22 protein-coding genes and 1 other RNA gene are annotated in these 22793 nt (G+C 43.5%); 11 read left to right on the forward strand and 12 right to left on the reverse strand.

Annotated features, from left to right (window positions below; all coding sequences use genetic code 11):
- Window positions 1-136: 136 nt before the first annotated feature.
- Together mltF and RXX31_RS15325 are read left to right on the forward strand one after the other, a co-directional pair.
- Window positions 137-1777 carry a membrane-bound lytic murein transglycosylase MltF gene (gene mltF, locus RXX31_RS15320; protein ID WP_317590419.1) on the forward strand — a complete coding sequence of 547 codons (1641 nt, stop codon included), beginning with the start codon at window positions 137-139 and terminating at the stop codon, window positions 1775-1777.
- A gap of 519 nt (window positions 1778-2296) precedes the next feature.
- A complete protein-coding gene (locus tag RXX31_RS15325; protein WP_317590420.1) occupies window positions 2297-2431 on the forward strand; it encodes a hypothetical protein in 135 nt (44 codons plus the stop codon).
- A 50-nt stretch (window positions 2432-2481) separates the two neighbouring features.
- Here the strand turns inward: RXX31_RS15325 and tadA are convergent, their stop codons facing one another.
- The 6 genes from tadA to RXX31_RS15355 all read right to left on the reverse strand — a co-directional run bounded on the left by tadA (window position 2482) and on the right by RXX31_RS15355 (window position 7846).
- Entirely contained in the window at window positions 2482-3015 is a 534-nt protein-coding gene (gene tadA, locus RXX31_RS15330; RefSeq protein WP_317590421.1) for a tRNA adenosine(34) deaminase TadA, read from the reverse strand.
- Window positions 3016-3166: 151 nt separating this feature from the next.
- Window positions 3167-4726: an AbgT family transporter gene (locus RXX31_RS15335; protein ID WP_317590422.1), complete on the reverse strand. Its 1560-nt coding sequence runs from the start codon at window positions 4724-4726 to the stop codon at window positions 3167-3169.
- Window positions 4727-5028: 302 nt separating this feature from the next.
- Entirely contained in the window at window positions 5029-5439 is a 411-nt protein-coding gene (locus RXX31_RS15340; RefSeq protein ID WP_317590424.1) for a prepilin-type N-terminal cleavage/methylation domain-containing protein, read from the reverse strand.
- Window positions 5429-6742 carry a hypothetical protein gene (locus RXX31_RS15345; RefSeq protein ID WP_317590425.1) on the reverse strand — a complete coding sequence of 438 codons (1314 nt, stop codon included), beginning with the start codon at window positions 6740-6742 and terminating at the stop codon, window positions 5429-5431. Before RXX31_RS15345 ends, RXX31_RS15340 begins: the two co-directional genes overlap by 11 nt.
- Window positions 6739-7356 carry a PilW family protein gene (locus RXX31_RS15350; RefSeq protein WP_065296410.1) on the reverse strand — a complete coding sequence of 206 codons (618 nt, stop codon included), beginning with the start codon at window positions 7354-7356 and terminating at the stop codon, window positions 6739-6741. The genes RXX31_RS15345 and RXX31_RS15350 overlap by 4 nt, the downstream gene beginning before the upstream one ends.
- Complete coding sequence (locus tag RXX31_RS15355; protein ID WP_317590426.1) at window positions 7337-7846, reverse strand: GspH/FimT family pseudopilin; 510 nt, start codon at window positions 7844-7846, stop codon at window positions 7337-7339. Before RXX31_RS15355 ends, RXX31_RS15350 begins: the two co-directional genes overlap by 20 nt.
- A gap of 102 nt (window positions 7847-7948) precedes the next feature.
- On the opposite strand from RXX31_RS15355, the gene RXX31_RS15360 reads away from it, so the two are divergent.
- The gene (locus RXX31_RS15360; protein WP_317590576.1) at window positions 7949-8383 is read left to right on the forward strand and encodes a type IV pilin protein; all 435 of its coding nucleotides are present in this window, start codon (window positions 7949-7951) and stop codon (window positions 8381-8383) included.
- Window positions 8384-8449: 66 nt separating this feature from the next.
- Here the strand turns inward: RXX31_RS15360 and dnaJ are convergent, their stop codons facing one another.
- From dnaJ to grpE, 4 genes are all read right to left on the reverse strand, one after another.
- Entirely contained in the window at window positions 8450-9601 is a 1152-nt protein-coding gene (gene dnaJ / locus RXX31_RS15365) for a molecular chaperone DnaJ (RefSeq protein WP_317590428.1), read from the reverse strand.
- Window positions 9602-9817: 216 nt separating this feature from the next.
- The gene (dnaK, locus tag RXX31_RS15370) at window positions 9818-11731 is read right to left on the reverse strand and encodes a molecular chaperone DnaK (protein WP_317590429.1); all 1914 of its coding nucleotides are present in this window, start codon (window positions 11729-11731) and stop codon (window positions 9818-9820) included.
- 354 nt (window positions 11732-12085) lie between these two features.
- Window positions 12086-13360: a dicarboxylate/amino acid:cation symporter gene (locus RXX31_RS15375; RefSeq protein WP_317590430.1), complete on the reverse strand. Its 1275-nt coding sequence runs from the start codon at window positions 13358-13360 to the stop codon at window positions 12086-12088.
- A 409-nt stretch (window positions 13361-13769) separates the two neighbouring features.
- On the reverse strand, window positions 13770-14366 hold the full coding sequence (grpE, locus tag RXX31_RS15380; RefSeq protein ID WP_317590431.1) for a nucleotide exchange factor GrpE: 597 nt from the start codon (window positions 14364-14366) through the stop codon (window positions 13770-13772).
- 145 nt (window positions 14367-14511) lie between these two features.
- Here grpE and nadK point away from each other — a divergent pair, with 145 nt between their 5' ends.
- From nadK to bamE, 3 genes are all read left to right on the forward strand, one after another.
- Window positions 14512-15396, forward strand: a complete 885-nt coding sequence (gene nadK, locus RXX31_RS15385) for an NAD(+) kinase (protein WP_317590432.1) — start codon at window positions 14512-14514, stop codon at window positions 15394-15396.
- 296 nt (window positions 15397-15692) lie between these two features.
- Complete coding sequence (gene recN, locus RXX31_RS15390; RefSeq protein ID WP_317590434.1) at window positions 15693-17357, forward strand: DNA repair protein RecN; 1665 nt, start codon at window positions 15693-15695, stop codon at window positions 17355-17357.
- Window positions 17358-17598: 241 nt separating this feature from the next.
- Entirely contained in the window at window positions 17599-17958 is a 360-nt protein-coding gene (gene bamE / locus RXX31_RS15395; RefSeq protein ID WP_317590436.1) for an outer membrane protein assembly factor BamE, read from the forward strand.
- A gap of 112 nt (window positions 17959-18070) precedes the next feature.
- On the opposite strand, the gene RXX31_RS15400 is transcribed toward bamE, so the two are convergent.
- Together RXX31_RS15400 and RXX31_RS15405 are read right to left on the reverse strand one after the other, a co-directional pair.
- Complete coding sequence (locus RXX31_RS15400; protein ID WP_317590438.1) at window positions 18071-18424, reverse strand: RnfH family protein; 354 nt, start codon at window positions 18422-18424, stop codon at window positions 18071-18073.
- Window positions 18421-18855, reverse strand: a complete 435-nt coding sequence (locus RXX31_RS15405) for an SRPBCC family protein (protein WP_317590440.1) — start codon at window positions 18853-18855, stop codon at window positions 18421-18423. The genes RXX31_RS15400 and RXX31_RS15405 overlap by 4 nt, the downstream gene beginning before the upstream one ends.
- A 118-nt stretch (window positions 18856-18973) precedes the next feature.
- Between RXX31_RS15405 and smpB the strand changes: the two genes are divergently transcribed.
- From smpB to RXX31_RS15430, 5 genes are all read left to right on the forward strand, one after another.
- A complete protein-coding gene (gene smpB / locus RXX31_RS15410) occupies window positions 18974-19459 on the forward strand; it encodes an SsrA-binding protein SmpB (RefSeq protein WP_317590441.1) in 486 nt (161 codons plus the stop codon).
- A gap of 67 nt (window positions 19460-19526) precedes the next feature.
- Window positions 19527-19894: a transfer-messenger RNA gene (gene ssrA, locus RXX31_RS15415) on the forward strand.
- A gap of 183 nt (window positions 19895-20077) precedes the next feature.
- On the forward strand, window positions 20078-21316 hold the full coding sequence (locus RXX31_RS15420) for an integrase domain-containing protein (protein WP_317590442.1): 1239 nt from the start codon (window positions 20078-20080) through the stop codon (window positions 21314-21316).
- On the forward strand, window positions 21309-22253 hold the full coding sequence (locus RXX31_RS15425) for a hypothetical protein (protein WP_317590443.1): 945 nt from the start codon (window positions 21309-21311) through the stop codon (window positions 22251-22253). The genes RXX31_RS15420 and RXX31_RS15425 overlap by 8 nt, the downstream gene beginning before the upstream one ends.
- Before the next feature lie 140 nt (window positions 22254-22393).
- Window positions 22394-22663, forward strand: coding sequence for a helix-turn-helix transcriptional regulator (locus RXX31_RS15430; RefSeq protein WP_222133696.1), 270 nt, complete (start codon window positions 22394-22396; stop codon window positions 22661-22663).
- Window positions 22664-22793: the final 130 nt, after the last annotated feature.

Here is a 22793-nt window from a genome sequence, read left to right on the forward strand (position 1 = left end):
TTTTTCTTCAAATTTGAATTATCGCCAAAATGTCGATAAAACACGCAATGTCGCACTCTATCTATGCGATTCCCTTTGCCCCACCACTTCCCTTTGATATAAAGGACGATAGAAATTTTTCGAGAAGTACCAATTAATGCAAATTAGCCAGTTCAACCGACTTAAGCGCAGCGTCTTACTTTTCGCATCTGTGCTACTACTTTCTGCCTGCCAAATTGAGTCGGCACCAAAAAGTGAATTCCAGAAAATCCAGGAACGTGGCGTTCTTCGAGTTGGTACACTTAACAACCAACTATCTTACTACATTGGCCCCGATGGCCCCGCAGGCTTGGATTATGAGCTTGCTCGTCAATTCGCTGAAGAACTCGGCGTAAAACTTGAGATCAAACCCGCTTTCCGTCAAGCCGACCTTTTTCCGGCACTCAAGAAAGGCGACATTGATATTATAGCGACGGGGTTGAACCAGACTTCTCAAGCGGTAAAGCGTTTTCGACCAGGTCCAGCTTACTACTATGTCAGCCAGCAAGTCGTGTATAAAAAAGGGCAACTTCGTCCTCGTAGTCTTAAGCGCTTAATCAAGTATCAAGCGAGCCAAGTCGAGGACACAGAAGATAAAAGTGCGGCGGCAGGTACACTTCAAATCGTCGAACAGTCACAATATGTTCCGACACTGACGGCATTAAAAAAACAGTACCCTGAGTTACAGTTTGAAATCGTCGGTGATGCCGACACTAGTGATTTGCTGAAAAGTGTTTCTACAGGCGATCTGCGCTTTACCGTAACTGACTCCGTTGAATTGTCACTGGCTCAGCGCCTCTATCCTGATCTGGCTTTGGCTTTTGAGCTAACAGAAGACCAACCTGTATCTTGGTTTACTCGTCGTTCAGAGGACGAAAGCTTGTACGCAATGCTGATTGAGTTCTTTGGTAACATCAAGCAATCGGGTGAACTGGCCTCGCTGGAAGAAAAATACATTGGACATATCGAAGCCTTCGATTATGTGGATACTCGTGCCTTCATTCGAGCTCTGGATGACAAACTTCCTAAGTGGTCACCCCTATTCCAAAAATACAGTGAAGAGTTTGATTGGCGCTTAATTGCCGCTTTGGCTTATCAAGAGTCTCATTGGAAACCAAAAGCTAAGTCACCAACCGGTGTACGCGGCATGATGATGCTCACGTTACCAACAGCAAAAAGCGTCGGCGTAACCAACCGTCTCGATCCTGAGCAGTCTATCCGTGGTGGTGTGGAATACCTGCGTCGCATTGTTGCTCGCGTACCCGAAACGATCAGCGATCACGAAAAAATTTGGTTCGCACTTGCTTCCTATAACATTGGTTATGGTCATATGTTGGACGCTCGACGACTAACGAAAGCTCAAGGGGGCGATCCAAATGCCTGGGCAGATGTAAAAGACAGACTGCCTCTACTGCGTCAAAAACGCTTTTATAGCCAAACGCGTTACGGTTATGCCCGAGGAGATGAAGCGCGTAATTACGTCGAGAATATTCGTCGTTACTATCAGTCAATTATTGGCCATGTAAGTCAGAAGCCAGCGACAGATGAAACCACAGAAGACCTGCAAGTCATCCCACCGCTCGACCCTGATACTATTACGTCTGGTGCAGTGGAAAGTATTGCCGAGGAAGTATCCGGTGCTGTAGAGAGTGTATCTGAAGAAATATCAGAGTCAGTTGAGGAAGAAGAGCCTGAGGTATCAAGCGCCTCTGACACAACTGAAGATGACGAGTCAGATCCAGAAGTCCCCTCGGAATAAGACCCAACCAGTGAATAAAAAATGGCGAGTGAATAGCTCGCCATTTTTTGTTGAGTCTTTGAACAAACTTATCTAAAATCGATCTTTCCGAGTTAGGTCAATATCAATAAGTATGTGCCAACAAACTTAGTGACCGGCATTGTAACCCCTTAATATTTATAGCTTCTTAAGATATTTCGGGAGCAATATACTCGGCTGGTTACCCTCTCCCGATTAAACATGATACGTATCATTAGAGTGTCATCTAATGGTTGTTCACTAATCTGAGATCGGGATATGAATGTCGTAACGATTCATGACGATATCGATGACACTCAGCCTATTATTAGTGTTGCCATTTTTTATGCCTAACCGAAAATCACTATCAATCACAAACCTCGTATTGTGTTGCAGGTGTTGATAACGTTACGCGTGAAAATAGTGGCCTGACAGGCTTGAGAACGTCGAGTTTTGATTAGTCGGACACAATTAGTGTCTAACTGAGGGTGTTCGTGGTCTTGTCTACTAGAGGTTTCGAATATGAGAAGACGTAAGGTTCAGTCAAAGCGTTTACATAATACAGTGGCGGCAATCCGTCGTAAGCGCAAGCTGACGAACATAAAGAAGAAAATCAGTGCACGCCATCGTGTTTTCGTTCACTTAGTGAACCACTGAGGAACAGAAGCAAACATCTACCCAAACTGTGGATGTTTGCTGAACCTTCCTTAATCCTCACGCTTTACCTGATCACTCTGTAACGCTTTTTCAGCCTGTTTCTTGTCTTTAATTTCTTTGCGACGACGCTTAAAAAAAGCTTGTAACTGCCCTCGGCACTCTTGTTCTAACAGCCCTTTCTCGACCGTTGCATAATGGTATGCAGCCTGACTTTCAAACAGGTTTAACACTGTTCCTGCGGCACCTGCTTTCAGATCAGGAGCACCAAAGACCACTCGCTTCACGCGGCTGTGTAACAGTGCACCGGCACACATCGGGCATGGTTCTAACGTCACGTAAAGTGTGGTATCTAATAAGCGATAATTCTCTAAGACTTGCCCCGCTTTACGCAATGTCTGAATCTCGGCATGGGCCGTTGCGTCATGAGTACAGATAGAACGGTTCCAACCTTCTGCAATGATCTCCCCATCTCTGACTAGCACCGCACCAACAGGTACCTCTCCTTCCGCTTCAGCCAGCTCTGCTAGCTCGATAGCTCGTCGCATAAAATGTTCATCTTGAGGCGTAAATTGAAGGTCTGACAAAGGGACTCCTGATCGATAAATTAGCTTGGAACACGTCAATATTACCATTAACTGACCGCACGCTACAGCAACGCTAGTGACCCCCTATATTATCAAGCACAAAAAAGCGCAGACCTGATGATCTGCGCTTTCGAATTTAAGCGAATACAACTTACATGGTGTACGTGTATGGTGCTTGAATACCTAACGGGATACCAATCATCCAGTAAGCAATTAGGAAGATTGACCAACCGATCAGCATCGCAATAGAGAATGGCATCATCAGTGATGCAAGCGTACCAATACCTGTCGACTTCACATAGCGCTGGCAATAAACCACAACAAGCGGGAAGAATACCATCAGAGGTGAAATGATGTTTGATACAGAGTCACCAACACGATACGCCGCCTGAGACAACTCTGGAGAAATACCAACCGCCATTAGCATAGGCACTAAGATTGGGCCGATTAGCGCCCACTTAGCCGATGCAGAACCAATAAGTAGGTTTACAGAAGCCGTTAGCAGAATCATACCAACAATTGTTGCTTCACCTGGAAGGTTCATTGCTTTCAGGCCTTCTGCGCCGTATAGCGCCAGCATAGTACCAATATTTGACTGAGCAAATGCTGATAGGAACTGAGCACAGAAGAAAGACATAACGATGTATGCACCCATGGTAGACATAGTGTCAGCCATCGCTTTAATGATGTCGTTGCTCGATTTGAAAGTGCCAGACACTTTACCGTAAACATAACCTGGGATGATGAACAGGATAAAGATTAAAGGAACGATCGACTTCATGATCGGTGCTGAGAATGCGGTGATCTCACCTTCTGGTGAACGCAATGCTGAACTTTCAGGAATTAAAGCCACAACAAGAAGTGCAATACCGGCCATCATAGACCAACCCGCGTAGCGGAATGCTTTTGATTCAGTCTCAGAGAATGAACCTAGATCAGGAGCAGTTTCTGCGTCTTCATCGACAGGTGTTCTCGCCAAACGTGGCTCAATGATTTTCTCAGTAACGTACCAACCGATAGCCACAATGATTACGGAAGAGATACCAGTAAAGAAGATGTTAGCAAGTGGGTTAACAACGTATTCTGGATCGAGTACTTGTGCTGCCGTTTGTGTGAAACCAGCCAGTAGTGGATCGATACCAGAAGGGATAAAGTTTGCTGAGAAACCACCAGATACACCCGCAAACGCTGCAGCAATACCCGCTAGAGGATGACGACCAGCGGCATGGAAAATGATACCACCCAGAGGAATAACCAGAACATAGCCAGCATCTGCTGCAGTATGCGATACAATCGCAACCAGAATAAGCATCGGAGTAAGCAGCTTAGCAGGTGTAAAGCTCAGCATCTTCTTCAGACCCGTGGTGATAAAACCCGATGAATCTGCAACCCCCACACCTAACATAGCGACCAATACAATACCTAGTGGCGCAAAACCAGTGAATGTTGTCACCATGTTTGCAAGGAAGCTAGCCAGCGCGTCACCTGTCAGCAAGTTAGTAATTGTTAACGCTTCGCCAGTTCGAGGGTTTACAAGATCGAAAGAGACATTCGACAAAAGTGCAGACGCAGCCCAGGTGATAACTAGTGCCCAGAAAAACAAAATCGCCGGATCAGGAATTTTATTACCTGCACGCTCGATAAAGTTTAAAAAGCGATCCATCCCACTCGGCTTAGAAGATGGCGCTTTATTAATTGCTTGGTTACTCATGTGGTAACTCCATAATAAATGATGTTGGTGCTATGGCCTTTTGGAATAATTTATTGCGGCCAGTTTTCAGCCAAGTATTCTAGTTAAAACCCAGATAAAAAGTACAAGATGCTAATATTTTTTCATATTTGGAGACACATTTTGCAAAAATGGCAACCAAATGAAACATAATAAAAACAGTGGCACACCGTTCACGTTAACAGTTCTCAAACCCTCTATTAACTGATGGATATAAAGCCGAAAAGGACGTAGGAAAAAGGTGATAATGCTTTTAAAAGCGATAGTGACACACTGGAAAGGAGCTATTTATCAAATTCACTATAACGAGAAATCATCGTTTTCAACTTAACAGACTGAGTCTGCCCCATCCTGTCTTCCCAACTTGAAGTTATAATAATGGTCTTTAATGACCCCGATACCGTAGCGGGAGGTACCTGCCATTGAAGGCTATAAGCCCCCGAAATTGAAGAACCCGTAGCGATAGAATCAAAGTCAGCGATGGGCATTGCTGGGGTGGCCGCAGAAGCACCTCGGGTGCGAAACCATTCGAGTTTATTTTCTGCTAGGCGCAAAGCCTCAATACTCTTAATGGCGTATTCCGACTCTCGTTCTAAGTACACATTTAGCTTTGTTAAACCTAATGCTCCTACTCCGAGAAGCAGAAAAGCAATCAAGACTTCGAGTAAACTAAACCCTTGCTGTTTAGAGATCATTCCAGGAGCCTTTTTTCCAATATACTTTTTTGATCTTTTTCAATGGTTCATCAATCACATCACGATTGTACTGAAAATCTAATGCGGCGTTGAAAAGAGCGAAAGTGCCAGGTGCATCCATTACAAAACCTCCTAGAGGGTTAAAAGAGCCATGTTGGAAGTAGCCGACTCTTTCCTTTTTCATTGGTACGGTAGCAGCAAGTGCAGAAATCACCCCTTTTAAATCTTTATGGTTCTCAAGTTTATCCCAACCAGCAAAGTCCGGAACAACCCCCTTCGGATCAGCATATAGGGGGGAAATAAAGTGATAGAGCATGCCAGTAAAGTCCTGAGTTCCTCTCGTAGATAAAATCCCGTCTTGAACGACTAAAATAATGCCACTACCACTTAAGTGTTTATCAATAGCAGATTTGATGCTGGAAAAGCCCGCCGTATCTATTTCACATCCACCGAAGACCCAAACCAGATCTTTGCCGGCTTTAATGTTGTCTACGATATTTTCCGCACACTTGTCGTTGAAACTAGGCGTAGGTAAATCTTTCTCAGAGTCCAATTTGGCAGGGTTTAATGAGAGTGGCACATAACCAAACAGCGAGTTGTCAGACATCACATCAAACCATTCGCTTCGTGGCACATCAAATACATCCTTAAAAGGATCCATGCTTGAAGATTTTCGATAGTCATCTTCAGAGTTAGCAACACTCTTTGCCCAACTGTAATGAGTTGATGCACATTTTTGCTCTTGGCCAGCCGGGCTATCAGGAAATTTTGCGTAAGGTTTTTGCGATATTTGATAGGGATGACGTGTGCTCACGCTTGTAGCATAGAAATAATTGGAGTAGAGAACCGACGTGCATTCCCATAAATTATTTCCGAGACTTTTTCCGGGATCAGCAGAACTCGTATAGGAACCATTAATAACAAGATCAGAAGTAGATTTTATAGCCCCAGCCCCGCCAACAGCTGGAAACTTGATGGTTTTCCGAAGCCTTGCGTTTTCTAATTCAGAAGTAACGACACTAAATTCTCCAGCAGAAAAAGTTAATCCATTGAGTTCCATTGCAGTTTTACAATCATCTACCGTGGCGGGTATCTTTTTCTCTAGTTTAGCTTTAGAAAATGCACATTCCAGCCCACCCTCAGCTTTCCAATGTGCCTGTCGAGCTCTTAACTCATTCTGAGCAACTTTGATTTGAAAAAAGATACCTTTTGATGAAGCAAGAACCACAATCAAAGCAAGCAGCAAAAGAATGGAAGTCACCAGCAGTGCGACATAGCCTGATTGATTAGACTTAAATTTCATTGCCAGTTCCTTTGCTTAATTGAGACTGTTTCCACTTTGCTAAAAGAGCCATCAACCGTCTGTAAACCTAATTGGATGTCGGTTAATGCACTTGTCGTTTTTCCATTCGTAACGGTTCCTGAACTCACTGAAAATTGAGTGACGTGCAAAATATCTTCATCAAATAAAGATCGACAAAAATCTATACCATCAAAAGTTAATATTTGAGCTTGTGAAACCACACCTTTTTCGCATATTAAAAGTCGAGTATCGCGCTTCTCATACTTAACATTTCGATAGTCTTTGTTATCCGGAGAACCTTGTTTGAAATAAACAAAACCAACAGAAGAAGCGCCGCTCAACGTTATTGTATTTATAGAGCCAGATACCTTGAGCGAATTGCCGTTTCCGCCATCGTAACCCGCTCGTTGAATATCTTCTTTCATCATTGCAAAAGTAAGGTTAATCCCCTGTAGGAGATGCAATTCCAAACTTTTATCTCTTGCTGTTTTTTGCAAGCTAAGAAAGACCGAGCCAATCACACCTAATAGAATTAAACCAATTAAAGAACTGATCATTAATTCGATCAAAGAACTACCACCCTGATAGCGCTTACTAACATTTTGGGTAGTCATATAATTTTGCTCCAGACTCGCTACAAACCTTGATGCGCCCAGGTGGGTTAGAAAGTTTGATTTTCAATTTTAAGCTCTGATTGTTAGTCGAAAATAACTCGATACTCCCAGAATTCGGCCTCCCCCTTACTTCTTCAAAGCTTATATATTTGGCGTCATAGTTATGCTTTATCGATAACTCCGAATAAGGTGAACCGGAAAAGTGTAATATGGTATTTCCGCCTGCAGTGAGTGAATCAGTCAAGTTGAGTGACCAATTGCCTTTATTAACGGTGTTACCTTTATCCATCGAAAAGTGTACATATAACTTCTTATTTCTCATTACCGCTTCTGATTTACTTTGATTCAGAAACCCAAAGAGTTCTGTCGCGAGTCCCTGCATTTGCACGGTTTGTGAAACGGGCTTAAAACTTGGCGCCGCAACTGCTAATAAAATGCTCAGCACCGATACCGTAATAAGTAGCTCCAACAACGTAATCCCGCGAGGCATTTCCCAGATTCCTATGCAAATAACTAGTCAACTGTAATTCATCTTGCACAGATGCTATCACCTGCGAAAAATAGGCGGAAAATGAAAAGGGAACAACTCGGAATGATTCGGATATATCGTTGTAACAGCTACAAAATAAGATTAGGGGGGATGACATTGATCGAATTACTGATTGCGGTCGTGATTGTCGGCATCATTGCAGCAATTGCATACCCTTCGTATACAAACCATGTCATCAAGTCGCACCGGACCGTGGCACTCAGTGACATCAACCGTATCCAGTTAGCGTTGGAAACCTCTTACGATGGTGGGTATGACTGGAGCTCGATTATTGTAGGTGGCCGTTGTGTCATTTGCGACTCAGATAATGATCGATTTACTTTTTCAATAGTGAGTTCCGCAACCATGGTCTATACCATCAAAGCAACCGCCAAGTCCGATTTAGGTCAAAATGGAGACCGATGTTTCCCCTCTGGAGTGAATGACATCACGCTAACAGCAACCAACATCGAATCACCAAGCGCATGTTGGAACTGACCTTCGTCCAAAAGTAGAAAGGCCTGCATTGCTGCAGGCCTTTGTAATTTTTAAACTTGGGTCGCTTTAGCTCGTCAAGTCATCGAAGAATTTCTTCACACCATTAAAGAAACCTTCTGACTTAGGCTTGTGCTTTGTCGCCGCTTCGCCACCACAAGACTCTTCAAACTCTTTTAGTAACTCTTTCTGGCGTGAGCTTAGGTTCACTGGTGTCTCAACAACTAACTTAACGATCAGATCGCCGATACCGCCACCGCGAACACCTTTCACACCTTTACCACGCATACGGAACATACGGCCCGTTTGTGTTTCTGTTGGTACTTTCAAGCTTACACGGCCATCTAGGGTTGGTACTTCTACTTCACCACCCAATGCTGCCATCGCGAAGCTTACTGGTACTTCACAGTAAAGGTTATTACCGTCACGCTCAAAGATATGGTGGTCTTTTACGTGAACTTGAACATACAAATCACCTGCTGGTGCGCCCATTTCTCCCGCTTCACCTTCGCCAGACAGACGAATGCGATCGCCAGTATCAACACCAGCTGGGATCTTAACATTAAGCGTTTTAGTTTTTTGTTTGCGACCCTGTCCATGACACTCATTACAAGGGTCTTTGATGATCTTACCTTTACCATGACAGGTTGGACAGGTTTGCTGCACGGCAAAGAAGCCTTGACGCATTTGAACTTGACCATGGCCATGACAGGTCCCACAGGTTTCTGCTGACGTGCCTTTTTTCGCACCGCTACCGTCACAAGTATCACAATGAACCAGTGTTGGAACTTCAATTTCTTTTGTTACACCACGAACAGCCTCTTCTAGCGTCAGCTCCATGTTGTAGCGAAGGTCGGCACCACGCTGTGCACGATGACCACCGCCGCCACCACGACGACCACCACCAAAGATGTCACCGAAAACATCACCAAAGATATCGCCGAAATCAGCACCGCCGCCGCCAAAGCCGCCGCCACCGAAGCCACCGCCGCCTTGTTCAAAAGCTGCGTGGCCGTACTGATCGTACGCTGCTTTTTTCTGAGGGTCAGTGAGAACTTCGTACGCTTCTTTTACTTCTTTAAACTTATCCGCAGCAGAATCATCACCCTGGTTACGGTCTGGGTGGAATTTCATTGCAAGGCGCTTGTACGCCTTTTTGATATCACGTTCTGATGCATCACGGCTTACGCCTAATACTTCGTAAAAATCACGTTTTGACATGTTCTTCGTCACCAATGTAGTACTGCAAACGGCCACTGCCGCTTGGTGTTAATATCGTTTTAGATAAAAGCTTTCTCTGAAAAGCGCTTAGCTAGAAAGACGGGGCTATTTACAAACATGCGGGCGTTAGAGTCACCTCAAACGCCCGCAAAGATTCCAATAAGAGTTTCCAACAGGGTAATTTCTACCAAAGCATCCAATTACCCTAATGTTGAATTACTTCTTATCGTCTTTAACTTCTTCGAACTCTGCGTCTACAACATCGTCTTGTGCAGACTGTTGTTGAGCGCCAGCTTCAGCACCTTGTTGTGCTTGAGCTTGTTGCTGGGCGATTTCCATCAATTTTTGAGCCGCAGTCATTAGCGCTTGAACTTTAGCGTCGATAGCTTCTTTATCTTCGCCTTTACGCGCTTCTTCTAGCTCAGAAATAGCAGCTTCAATCTTCTCTTTCTCATCTGCTGGAAGGGCTTCACCTGCTTCTTCCACTTGCTTACGAGTACCGTGAATCATTTGGTCTGCTTGGTTACGTGCAGTTGCTAGCTCTTCGAACTTCTTGTCCGCTTCTTTGTTAGCTTCTGCTTCTTGAACCATTTTCTCGATTTCTTCGTCGTTTAGACCGCCAGAAGCTTGGATAGTGATCTTCTGCTCTTTACCAGTCTGCTTATCTTTCGCTGATACGTGCAGGATACCGTCCGCATCAAGGTCGAAAGTTACTTCGATTTGTGGCATGCCACGTGGTGCAGGCTGGATGCCTTCTAGGTTGAATTGACCTAGAGACTTGTTGTACATCGCTTGCTTACGCTCACCTTGCAGAACGTGGATAGTTACCGCGCTCTGGTTGTCTTCTGCTGTAGAGAAAACTTGGTTCGCTTTAGTTGGGATAGTTGTGTTCTTCTCAACTAGCTTAGTCATTACGCCACCCATTGTCTCGATACCTAGAGACAGTGGAGTTACGTCTAGAAGCAGTACGTCTTTAACGTCACCAGCAAGTACACCACCTTGAACTGCAGCACCCATTGCTACGGCTTCATCAGGGTTTACGTCACGGCGAGCTTCTTTACCGAAGAATTCAGCAACTTTCGCTTGAACCATTGGCATACGAGTCTGACCACCAACTAGGATTACGTCTGTGATGTCGTTTACCGATAGGTCAGCGTCAGCTAGAGCCACTTTTAGTGGGTCTAAAGAACGTTGTACTAGGTCTTCAACCAGAGATTCTAGTTTCGCACGTGTCACTTTGATGTTCATGTGCTTAGGACCAGTTGCATCCGCAGTAACGTAAGGTAGGTTTACGTCAGTTTGAGAAGTAGAAGAAAGCTCGATTTTCGCTTTTTCTGCTGCTTCTTTAACACGCTGCATTGCTAGTGGATCGTTCTTAAGGTTGATGCCTTGCTCTTTGTTGAACTCATCAACTAGATAGTTAATCAGACGGTTATCAAAGTCTTCACCACCTAGGTGAGTGTCACCGTTAGTTGCTAGAACTTCGAAAGTCTTCTCGCCTTCAACTTCATCGATTTCGATGATTGAGATATCGAATGTACCACCACCAAGGTCGTATACAGCGATAGTGCGGTCACCACCTTTCTTATCAAGACCGTAAGCTAGCGCAGCTGCTGTTGGTTCGTTGATAATACGTTTAACTTCTAGACCTGCGATACGGCCAGCATCTTTAGTAGCTTGACGCTGAGCATCGTTAAAGTAAGCAGGTACTGTGATAACTGCGCCAGTCACTTCCTCACCTAGGAAGTCTTCTGCAGTTTTCTTCATTTTCTTAAGAACTTCAGCAGATACCTGAGGAGCCGCCATTTTTTGGCCTTTTGCTTCTACCCAAGCGTCACCGTTGTCAGCCTTAATGATTTTGTAAGGCATGATTTCGATGTCACGCTGAACTTCTTCGTCTTCAAAACGACGACCGATTAGACGCTTAATTGCAAATAGCGTGTTTTCAGGGTTAGTTACTGCTTGACGTTTTGCTGGCTGACCTACTAGTGTCTCACCGTCAGTGTAAGCAATAACGGATGCAGTAGTACGTTCGCCCTCTGCGTTTTCAATTACACGAGGTTTGTCGCCGTCTAATACAGCAACACATGAGTTAGTAGTACCTAAGTCAATACCAATGATTTTACCCATCTGGCTATCTCCGAATAAATTTCTATTTTCGTTTGGTTATAACCCCAATGTGGGGGGAGGAGAATCGGGTTTCAACCCTTGCTCACAAACAAAAATAATCAATGTTTGCTTCTCTATGCCACATAGATAAGGGCGGCAAAATGCTTTTCAAGGGCAGAATTAAAAAAAAGCGTTTTTTTTCTGATTTAATCGCTTTCTTTCTGATTAGTTGGGATTAGGTCACACCGTTGTCGTTCAACAAATCATCACTAACCAATAAAAATCCGATGCTCAGGGCCCTGAAAGCAAGAAAGCGAACCGTAAGAGCTCGCTTCCATCTTGATTAAGTAACGTAGTGAAGATTACGTAAAATTATTAAGTATTTGCCTGAGCAGGTTCTGCATCCACACTTTCTTCTTTGCCAATCTCACCTTCTGTTTTTGCAACGATAGTATTGACTGCTGTATCACCGACTACATTAGATGAGGTACAGAACATGTCATTAATACGATCAACCGCGGCAACAATGGCTAAACCTTCTGGTGGTAAACCGAGTTGGTGAAGCAGAACCCCAACCATGACAACACCACCACCCGGAACACCACCCGCACCAATCGATAGCAGAAGAATAGTCAAACCTAAGGTAAAAATGTCTGAAGTATTGATTGGCTGACCAAATGCGTTTGCGACAAACAACGTAGCCAGAGCGATATAAATTGATACGCCAGACATGTTCATTGTCGCACCTAGTGGCACACCGAAACCAGCGACAGATTTAGACACCTGCAGCTTATCTGTCAGAGTACGCATCGTTACAGGGATTGTCGCGTTTGAGCTTGCCGTAGAGAGAGAGAATAGGACCTGCTCGCGAGTTGCTCGAAGAAACGTTTTAGGAGACGTACCGGTTGCGATACCTACCGCCATTGGGTAGAAGAAGAAAATCCAGAACACCAGCATCGCCACAACCAAAGCCACATAACCAGCCACAGACATCAGCGTGTTTGCATCCAGTGTCGCGCCTAATTGAACCATCAGAGCAAAAACACCGAAAGGCGCTAGACTCATCACTAAGCCAACCAGCTTCATCATGATCTCATTGGCCATCTTAAAGGTTCGGATAGCCGGACCACCACGAGAGTCCAAAGCTTGAATAGCCAGACCTGTCAGAATCGCCATAAAAATGATTTGTAGCATATCGCCATTCGCGAACGCCTGAACCGGGTTGCTAGGGACAATATTAACGACTAATGAAAAGATGTCTGGCGTTTCAGTTGTGGTCAGTTTAACGGTTTCAGAAACGGTACCGGCTAAATTAGCGCCAGCACCTGGCTGGAAAATAAGGCCAACGGTCAGTGCCGCTGTAATCGCAATAATCGTGTTAACAATATAGAGCGCAAAGGTTTTACCACCAAGGCGCCCGAATGCACTGATATCTTTAAGATCGACAATACCGCAGACGATTGAAACATAAACCAAAGGAACAACGAGTAGTTTTATCAACGAGACAAACATGCCTCCTGCACCTTCTGCTGCCCCAAGCAAATAAGTATCAAAAATCGCAACACCGTTAAATAAGTATTGGATTGCCGTTCCCAAAATGAGGCCGGCAAACAAGCCGACAAAAATCTTACTAGAAAGCGATTTATCCATTATAAATCTCCGATATGTTGTGTTTGCTATTAACGCTTTTGTAGTTATATATGCTTATATTTAAAGCATTCGTCGCAAATCATACACAGAGAAGTTACAAAATAAAGTGAAACTTTGCATTTTTGTTAACACAAGACCCCAGCAAAAATCACTAAATATACAGTCAAAACCCAGCACAAACGTTGGCAAAACGAGTGATTACAGGAAGTTATGAAAGTTGACATCAAAACACGGTCTATAATTTGAACAAATTTTCACTATAGGAAAGTTAATCCCCAATAAGAAAATATTTGAAGAAGATCAAATTTCGTTTTAAACGCCAGAAAGCGATAAAGGCGGTTTGACAAATAAAAAATGCCCGCCACCAAGGTGACGGGCATTTGCAAATTATACTCAGCGGTCGTGGCGCTTACTTAGCAACCATTACCATTGCTGGGCGAACAACTCGGCCGTTTAGTTCGTAGCCTTTTTGCATAACAAACATAACCGTGTTTGATTCGTGATCCGGGCTTTCTTGGATAGACATTGCCTGATGCAGTTCAGGGTTGAATGCCTCACCCTCTGGATTAATTTCCTTCAGGCCAAATTTAGCAACCACATCGACGAAGGTTTTATGAGTCAGCTCCACACCTTCAAGGACTGGCTTAATGACTTCACTTTCCGTATCAGCGGCCTGAATCGCACGCTCCAAGTTGTCAATCACAGGAAGCAATTCTTCTGCAAACTTGTTAAGAGCGTATTTACGAGCTTTATCGATCTCTTGCTCAGTACGACGACGCATGTTCTCGACATCAGCTTTTGCACGCAGAACTGCGTCTTGTTGATCTTTCACTTTTGTCTCGCTAGACAGTAGTGCAGCTTCTAGTTGAGCAATTTTGGCGTCTTTCTCATCACCAATGTCTTCAAGCTCCGCTTCAGCTTCTTGAGCTGCTGCTTCCACTTTCTCAGCCTCTTCGATGATTTGATCAAGCTCTTCTTCTGTAACTTTGTTTTCTTCGTTGCTCATGATATCTCCAGAATTCAACGTAATGCTCGTAAAGCCATGCGTTTTTTGTGGGCTTTAAACACATAAAAATTCGCATATTTAGGTAACTTGCCATTATTATGGGGATGAAGATTCCTGATTCAAGCCTCTTTAATGCGGAAATGCTATGAAAAATCCATGTAACGTGATCGCGATTATCGGTAAACCAAGAGATCAACAAGCTATTCAAACTCATAGAGAGTTGTACCAATGGCTGACCTCAGAAGGTTACCAAGTATTTATTGACGATCGTCTTACTGCAATTTTAGACGAAATCCCGCCAAAGCAGTTTGCTAGTCTAGTCGAGCTGGGACAAAATGCAGACCTGGCGATTGTAGTCGGTGGTGATGGTAACATGCTCGGAGCCGCACGAATTTTATCGCGCTTTGACGTTCCCGTAATTGGGGTCAATAGAGGTAATTTGGGCTTTCTGACTGATTTAAATCCAGATGACTTCCAAGCCGCTCTTAAAGATGTACTCGATGGCGAGTATATTGAAGAAGAGCGTTTTCTACTGGAAGCAGAAGTGCATCGCCATGGGCAAATTAAAAGTCACAACGCCGCTTTAAACGAAGCCGTGCTTCACCCTGGCCAAATCGCCCATATGATTGAATTTGAAGTTTATATCGACGAAAGCTTCGCTTTTTCACTGCGTGCTGATGGTCTAATCATATCAACTCCAACCGGTTCAACCGCCTATTCACTTTCTGGCGGTGGTCCAATTCTTTCTCCAAGCTTGAACGCGATCTCTTTGGTGCCAATGTTCCCGCATACACTTTCCAGCCGGCCTTTGGTCGTTGATGGAAAACGCCGAATCAAACTGATTGTCTCTCCTGAGAATCGCGGTACACAAGAAGTCAGTTGTGATGGACAAGTTTCATTGCCGGTGTCTCCAGGTGATGAGCTTCACATTTATCAGAGCCCGAATGTTCTCAAGCTTATCCATCCAAAGGATTACAGCTACTACCACGTTTTACGCAACAAATTAGGTTGGTCTAGTAAGCTATTTTAATCCAGCTTTGCTCTATACAAACGCAGGCATTCCACATGTCTGCGTTTTAACTTCTGTCATAAGAAGACATTAAAACACACCAATCTTCATCACTTAACTTCTCCTGCCTTTTTAATTCAAAACACCGTAACTCTTTCAATTTAAATAAGTCATTGCCTTCTATCGCCTGATTTTTGCTAATCCATCACAAAAAAACATTTCGCCCACAAAAATTTTCACACTCACCTTTACTGTATGAACAAACAGTATATACTGTTTTCTTATACAGTATTGTTCAGTTATACAGGTAAATAAAAATGCTGGCTCATCTAAGTGTTAATAACTTTGCGATTGTTAAGTCTCTACAACTCGAACTGTCTAAGGGCATGACTACCATTACCGGTGAGACAGGCGCGGGTAAATCTATTGCTATTGATGCTCTCGGTCTCTGCTTAGGAGGGCGAGCAGATGCAGGAATGGTGCGACAAGGCGAAGAAAAAACCGAAGTGAGCGCGGCTTTCTTACTGGATAACAACTTACATGCAACGCGTTGGCTAGAAGACAATGACCTGCTTGATGGCAGTGAGTGTATTTTGCGTCGTATCATTACTAAAGAAGGCCGTTCAAGAGCCTTCATCAATGGCAGCCCGGTACCACTTTCACAACTCAAATCTCTCGGCCAGCTTCTGATTAATATCCATGGTCAGCACGCTCATCATCAGTTGATGAAAAGTGATCATCAAATGGCCATGCTGGATCAATATGCGGGTCACCTGAATCTACTAAAAAGTACTCGAAGTGCCTATCAGCACTGGCGTCAGGCTGACAATAACCTCAAGCAACTAAAAGAAAATAGCCAGCAGAATCAGGCACAAAAACAGTTGCTTGAATACCAAATCAAAGAACTGAATGAGTTATCGCTAGGTGAAGAAGAATTTGCAGAGCTCGAACAGGAGCACAAACGTCTGTCCAATAGCGGTGAGCTCGCCGCTACCTGTCAGCAAGCCATCGAACTTATTTACGAAGGTGAAGAAGTCAATGCGCTTGGTATTTTGCAATCGGCCAATCACTCCCTGATTCAATTAGCTGAGTTAGACGAAAAATTAGCAGAACTTCCCAATATGCTGGCAGAAGCCATGATTCAACTGGAAGAAACCAAAAACGAACTTCGCAGTTACCTTGACGGCATTGATGTCGATCCGGGTCGCATGGCTTATGTCGAAGAACGTTTCTCCAAAGTTATGTCGATGGCGCGTAAGCATCACGTGATGCCAGAAGAGCTTTATCAACACCATCAAGATCTGCTGGCCCAGATAGAAGCCTTAGATTGTTCTGATGAAAAACTGGATGAACTTGCGCAAGAAGTGGAGCAAAAGTACCAAAGCTTCTTAAACGCGGCAGAAAAACTACATAAATCGCGCAGTCGTTACGCTAAAGAACTGAATAAACTGATAAGCCAAAGCATGCACGAATTAAGCATGGAAAAAGCCGTGTTTAGCATCGAAGTCAATAACGACAATACCCACCCTTCGCCATTGGGTATGGACAGCGTTTGCTTCCTGGTTTCAACCAACCCGGGTCAGCCACTACAGCCAATTGCGAAAGTCGCGTCCGGTGGTGAGCTATCCCGAATATCGTTAGCGATTCAGGTCATTACCGCTCAGAAAGTCGATACTCCAAGCCTTATCTTCGATGAAGTGGATGTTGGTATCAGTGGCCCAACCGCAGCCGTAGTCGGAAAAATGCTACGTAAGTTGGGAGAGTCGACTCAAGTAATGTGTGTCACTCACCTTCCTCAAGTCGCGGGTTGTGGACATCAGCAAATGTTTGTCGCCAAACAGACCAAAAAAGGGCAAACAGAAACCCAGATGCATGCTCTGAATGAACAACAACGCGTGGCAGAGTTAGCCCGTCTCCTGGGCGGCAGCCAGATCACCGACTCGACCCTCGCAAACGCCAAGGAGCTGCTTATTGCCGCTTAAAAATAGTAACAAGAGCCATGGGATCAATCATGGCTCTTTGCTTTCCACACACTTTGGACTACGTTGTATTCTTTCGTTCCAATTCTCTGCCAGAATGAACGCGCCCGAATATCTGCCAATAAATGCAACTCAACTCAAAATTCGTTGTCAGATTCCCTACCATACGACGCATAGCTTTTTACATCTGCGTCGAGCTTGTTTATTATCAGCGCAGTATTTTAAAGGTTAGTAAGAAATTATTATGCAATTAAAGAAGTGGTTAGTTGCCGTACCATTAGCAATGACATTGCTTACAGGATGTTCGGTAGTTGAAAAACTGGTTTATCGCATTGATATCAACCAAGGCAACTATGTAGAACAAAGTGCGGTAGATAAATTAAAGTTTGGGATGACTAAAGCACAAGTTCGCTTCGTACTTGGATCACCAATGCTTATCGAAAACGGCTATCCAAACACATGGTATTACATATACCACCATACTCCGGGACACGGAGATCCAGTTCAGAAAGATCTTGTCGTAGACTTCGATGATCAGGGAACGCTTGCTGATATTGGTGGTGATTTCCCGAAAAGTGATGCGTTTTACGAGCAGATTCAGTAACAAAACCTTTATGCAAAAAAACCTCCCGACGGGAGGTTTTTTAATGACTTTTGTATTTGTATCAATCGCACTAAACAGTAATAAATAGCAGCCTAAGCTAACTTGTTAACAATCAGTCGCTTTTTCGCTGAGCGTTTGACTTACCACCAGTAACCGGATCAGCCTTACTCGCCGCTTTAGCTTGCTCGGCACGTTTACGTCGAATCTCTTTAGGATCAGCAAGTAATGGGCGATAAATCTCTATTCTATCTCTGTCACGCACTGTCGCATCCAGCTTCACGTTGCGGCTGAACACACCCACTTTATTTTTCGATAGATCAATCTCCGGGTACAGTTCAAGCACACCAGATTGACGAATGATCTCTTCTACCGTTTCATGTTTATTGACGACTAAATTGAAAACACGCTGCTCATGCGGTAAGGCGTAAATGACCTCCACATGGATCATATCTGATTCAATACTCATAACACGTAGACCTGTTTCGCGCGTGTTGTAAAGGCATTGACCATGTTACTGGTTAACTCGTTAAAAATTTTACCAAAGGCCATTTCGATCATTTTGCTTGAGAATTCAAACTCAAGTTTAAGCTCAACCTTACATGCTTGCTCATCCAGGGCAGTAAAAAACCAGCCACCACGTAACGTCTTAAAAGGCCCATCAACCAAGTTCATCATGATAGACTGACCAGGAATAAGTTCATTAGACGTGGTAAAGGTTTTACTGATGCCTGCTTTCGCGACATCAACAGAAGCCACCATACCATCGCCAGAAGCATCAATGATTCTGGAACCTGAGCAACCAGGCAGAAACTCTGGGTATTTAGCAACATCATTGACCAGATCAAACATCTGCTCTGCACTAAACGACACCAACGCAGAACGGCTGATTTGCTTCATACTTACTCCTATCGATACATGTTGAGATAAAAAGCGAGAGCCAATTTTACTTTTATTCCGCGATTGCGCAAATAAAAGGATTTCCTAACCGATATCCAAGTCGTATAATGACACCATTATGGCAAAGAAAAAATCAAAACAAAAAGCGGGTAGTAACACTATCGCGCTGAACAAAAAAGCTCGCCACGAATATTTTATCGAAGATGAAATCGAAGCTGGCATGGAGCTCCAAGGTTGGGAAGTGAAAGCCCTTCGCCAAGGTAAAGCCAATATTTCTGAAAGTTACGTATTCATGCGTGACGGTGAAGCCTTTGTGAGTGGCATGACAATCACTCCTTTGAATCAGGCATCGACACACGTAGTGGCGAATCCTACTCGTGTGCGTAAACTACTCATGAGTCGCCGTGAACTTGATAACCTACTCGGACGTGTAAACCGTGAAGGTATGACGTTAACGGCCCTCTCTCTGTACTGGTCTCGCTCTTGGGTGAAACTAAAAATCGGCTTAGCAAAAGGTAAAAAGCTGCACGATAAGCGTACGGATCTAAAAGAAAAAGATTGGGCAAGAGAAAAAGCACGTGTAATGAAGAGTGCGCTGCGTTAATCTTAACCACTTAAACGCATAGGACTGGACAGCCAATGCTTTTCTGTTACTATGCCAACAATACCTTGGGGCTGATTTAGGATTCGACGGGAATTCAGAAGTCTGAGGTGCATGCCGAGGTGCGGTAGGCCTCGTTAACAAACCGCAAAAAAATAGTCGCAAACGACGAAAACTACGCACTAGCAGCTTAATAACCTGCTCAGAGCCTCTTTGCCCTAGCTTCCGCTTGTAAGACGGGGAATTACAAAGAGTCAAACCCAAACTAGCTAGCCCGGATTCTCCCGCCTGAGAGATGAACGGCGAATTATAATTCAGGATAGTCATTCATTAGCGTGTCGGTTCGCAGGTGGGTGGTGAATTTAAAGATCGACTAAGCATGTAGTACCAATGATGAAAGGTTTTCGGACGCGGGTTCAACTCCCGCCAGCTCCACCAATCACTAGTAACGGGACGTCTCAGGACGTCCCGTTTTCTTTTCTAAACCCTTGTTCTATCTAGCTTTAAGTGGTTCAGGGCGTCTCATCAAGATTCACTTAATCTCAGTCATTTAGTAACATTCCTCGTAACACTAACCAATAACAACACAAATCGGTGTTACATCAGAGAGGAACTATTAAAATGGCCAAGCAAATCAAGCCCTTATCACCAACTCAAGTAACTAAAGCTAAGCCCTTAGAGAAAGAATATTCGCTAGCCGATGGCAACGGCCTTTACTTACGTATAAAGCCCAATGGCGCAAAACTTTGGATTTTCAACTACATCCACCCAACGACTAAAAAACGTAAGAACATCAGTCTTGGTGCATTTCCTGACATCACTCTCGCATCTGCGAGAGAGAAAACAAGAGATATGCGCCAGCAAGTCGCTGAAGGCATTGATCCAAAAACTCACAGAGATAACCAACTCATTACCGCACAGATAGCTCAGTCATCAACTCTTAAATCAGTTGCCGAAGAATGGTTTGAAGTAAAAAAGTATGACGTTTCCGAAGACTATGCCAACGATATCTGGCGATCTCTGGAGCTACATATCTTTCCTAACCTCGGTAACATGCCGATAAGTGAATTAACTGCCCCAATAGTGATTCAAGTATTACGGCCTGTGGAAGCAAAGGGCGCATTAGAGACAGTTAAACGAGTATGTCAACGAATAAATGAAGTGATGAACTACGCGGTGAATTGCGGAAAGATTCAGTCCAACCCATTATTTGGGATAAAGAATGCATTTAAAAAATCGAAAGCTGATCACATGAGTACTATCAGCCCAGACGAACTCCATACTCTTATGCAAGCGATGTCGTTAGCCAATATCAAGCTTGCTACCCGCTGCGCTTTTGAATTCCAACTCCACACTCTGACCCGTCCCGTTGAATGTGCTGCCGCTGAATGGAGTGAAATTGATTTCGAAAACAAACTTTGGGTCATTAGCAAGGATAAAATGAAAATGAAGCGCGACCACAAAATCCCTCTTTCAGACGCTTCGATTCAACTTTTAAACTTTATGAAGCCCATCTCCTACGGACAACGCTATGTCTTCCCCAGTTCAAAATCAGTTGACCAGCATATGAACAGTCAGAGCGTCAACGCAGCTCTAAAACGTGCAGGAATGAAAGGAAAGCTGGTAAGTCACGGTATGCGTTCCATCGGCAGTACAGCGCTCAACGAACAGGGCTTCAACAAAGATGCTATTGAGCTGTGTTTAGCACACGTAGACAAGAACACGATTCGTGACATCTACAACAATGCTGAATATCTCCAGGAGAGACGCAAGATAATGGAATGGTGGAGCAACTTCATACTTGATGCTTCTAAAAGTGCTAACACAATTGCTAAGAAAAAGGGAAAAGGCAATGAGTAGAATATATGATGACCTTTCGTATAAAAATTCAGCACTCTACAAATTTGTACATAAACACAGGGAACGAATTCTTAAAGACAGGACAAAAACTCCTGAAAATACAGCCCTCTTTCTTCTCTACCTTGGGTTTAGCCTAATCGAATCTGCGCCTAATAGAAGATTTTATACAGAATTGCAGTATTTAATCGATGACACATTTGCAGCTGCCTTAGATATTTTATGTTCAGAAAACGCCGAAGAAATTAACCAAATAATTCGAGACTACTCAAATCAGTTAGGCTTAACAAAGAGTAAAAAGCCTAAAAAGATTGATGATGAGGATATTTATCGAATGGTTTTGCTAGGAAAAGAAATTTTTCCTAAAAAATCTTTAGAAAAAATCTATGAAAAAATAGAAAATGTGACAAAGATCACCAAGCTTTCAAAAAGCCAAGTCAAGAAAAAATACTACTCTTTTATCCAACTGAACAAAGAACAACCAGAACTAACTCTTTACCGAGCACGAAACAAATCTAAAAGGGAGGTATATCAGCACAGAATGAGAATTTTTGAGCTTGAGGTGAAATTTTTGCCATCTTACAAAGATTTTTTCCTTGACATGGCTTCATGCATTGATGAGGTGCTTGAACATTCCCAACGTCATTACTTAGGTTTCCCATCAAAAGAAACACCAAGTTCGATACAATCTTTAATGAAATTTGATAACCATCTGAAATTATACAAAAAATCAGATTACCCACGTATGACTCTATTTTCACATATCGGCTTTTCTGAGGAACATAATGAGTTCAAACGTTACAGAGATAACCTACGGAAGTACTACTCTTCTCAGTCCATAAACCAACTGCCTAGTTTGTCATATTCTGATGATCTTGAAGCTGAAGCCGTATTTTCTAACTTCTTTTCATTATCAAAGCCTTTAAAATCAGATAGATAAACAAAAAACCTCTCTAAATTAACGACTGGTCAAAAACCCCCATCTGTTTTTGACCAATCACTTGTCATAACTTCAATTCCGTCGCTGGCCAGCGGTCTTTAACACAAACGAAAAATTAAAAAATAACAAAGGTGTTAGTTATGACTGAACAACAAATCAAAATCGTACGTAAATCTGACGTTCTACAGCGCGTTCCATTCTCAAGAGCGACTCTCCATCGCAAAATCAATGATGGAACTTTCCCACCGTCAATCCCTCTGGGTGCAAACTCTGTTGGTTTCTTGTCTCATGAGGTCGATGCAATTATCGCAGCCATGGCACTAGGCAAAGATCTACAGCAAATCGTTTCTCATCTTGTTGAGCAAAGACAGTCTCTTTTCGACAACAGTCTCTATGCACTAGCCGCATAACTAAAAACTCTCACTAAGCACAAATAAATCAATCGTTTACTGCATGCTTTAGCATGCTGGTAAAAGTGCAGAATTTTTTAGTTATATATATTATCTAGAAATTTTGCACTTTTACGTTCAAGCAGGAATT

The sequence above is a fragment of the Vibrio sp. EA2 genome, assembly GCF_033042495.1.
GTDB lineage: Bacteria > Pseudomonadota > Gammaproteobacteria > Enterobacterales > Vibrionaceae > Vibrio.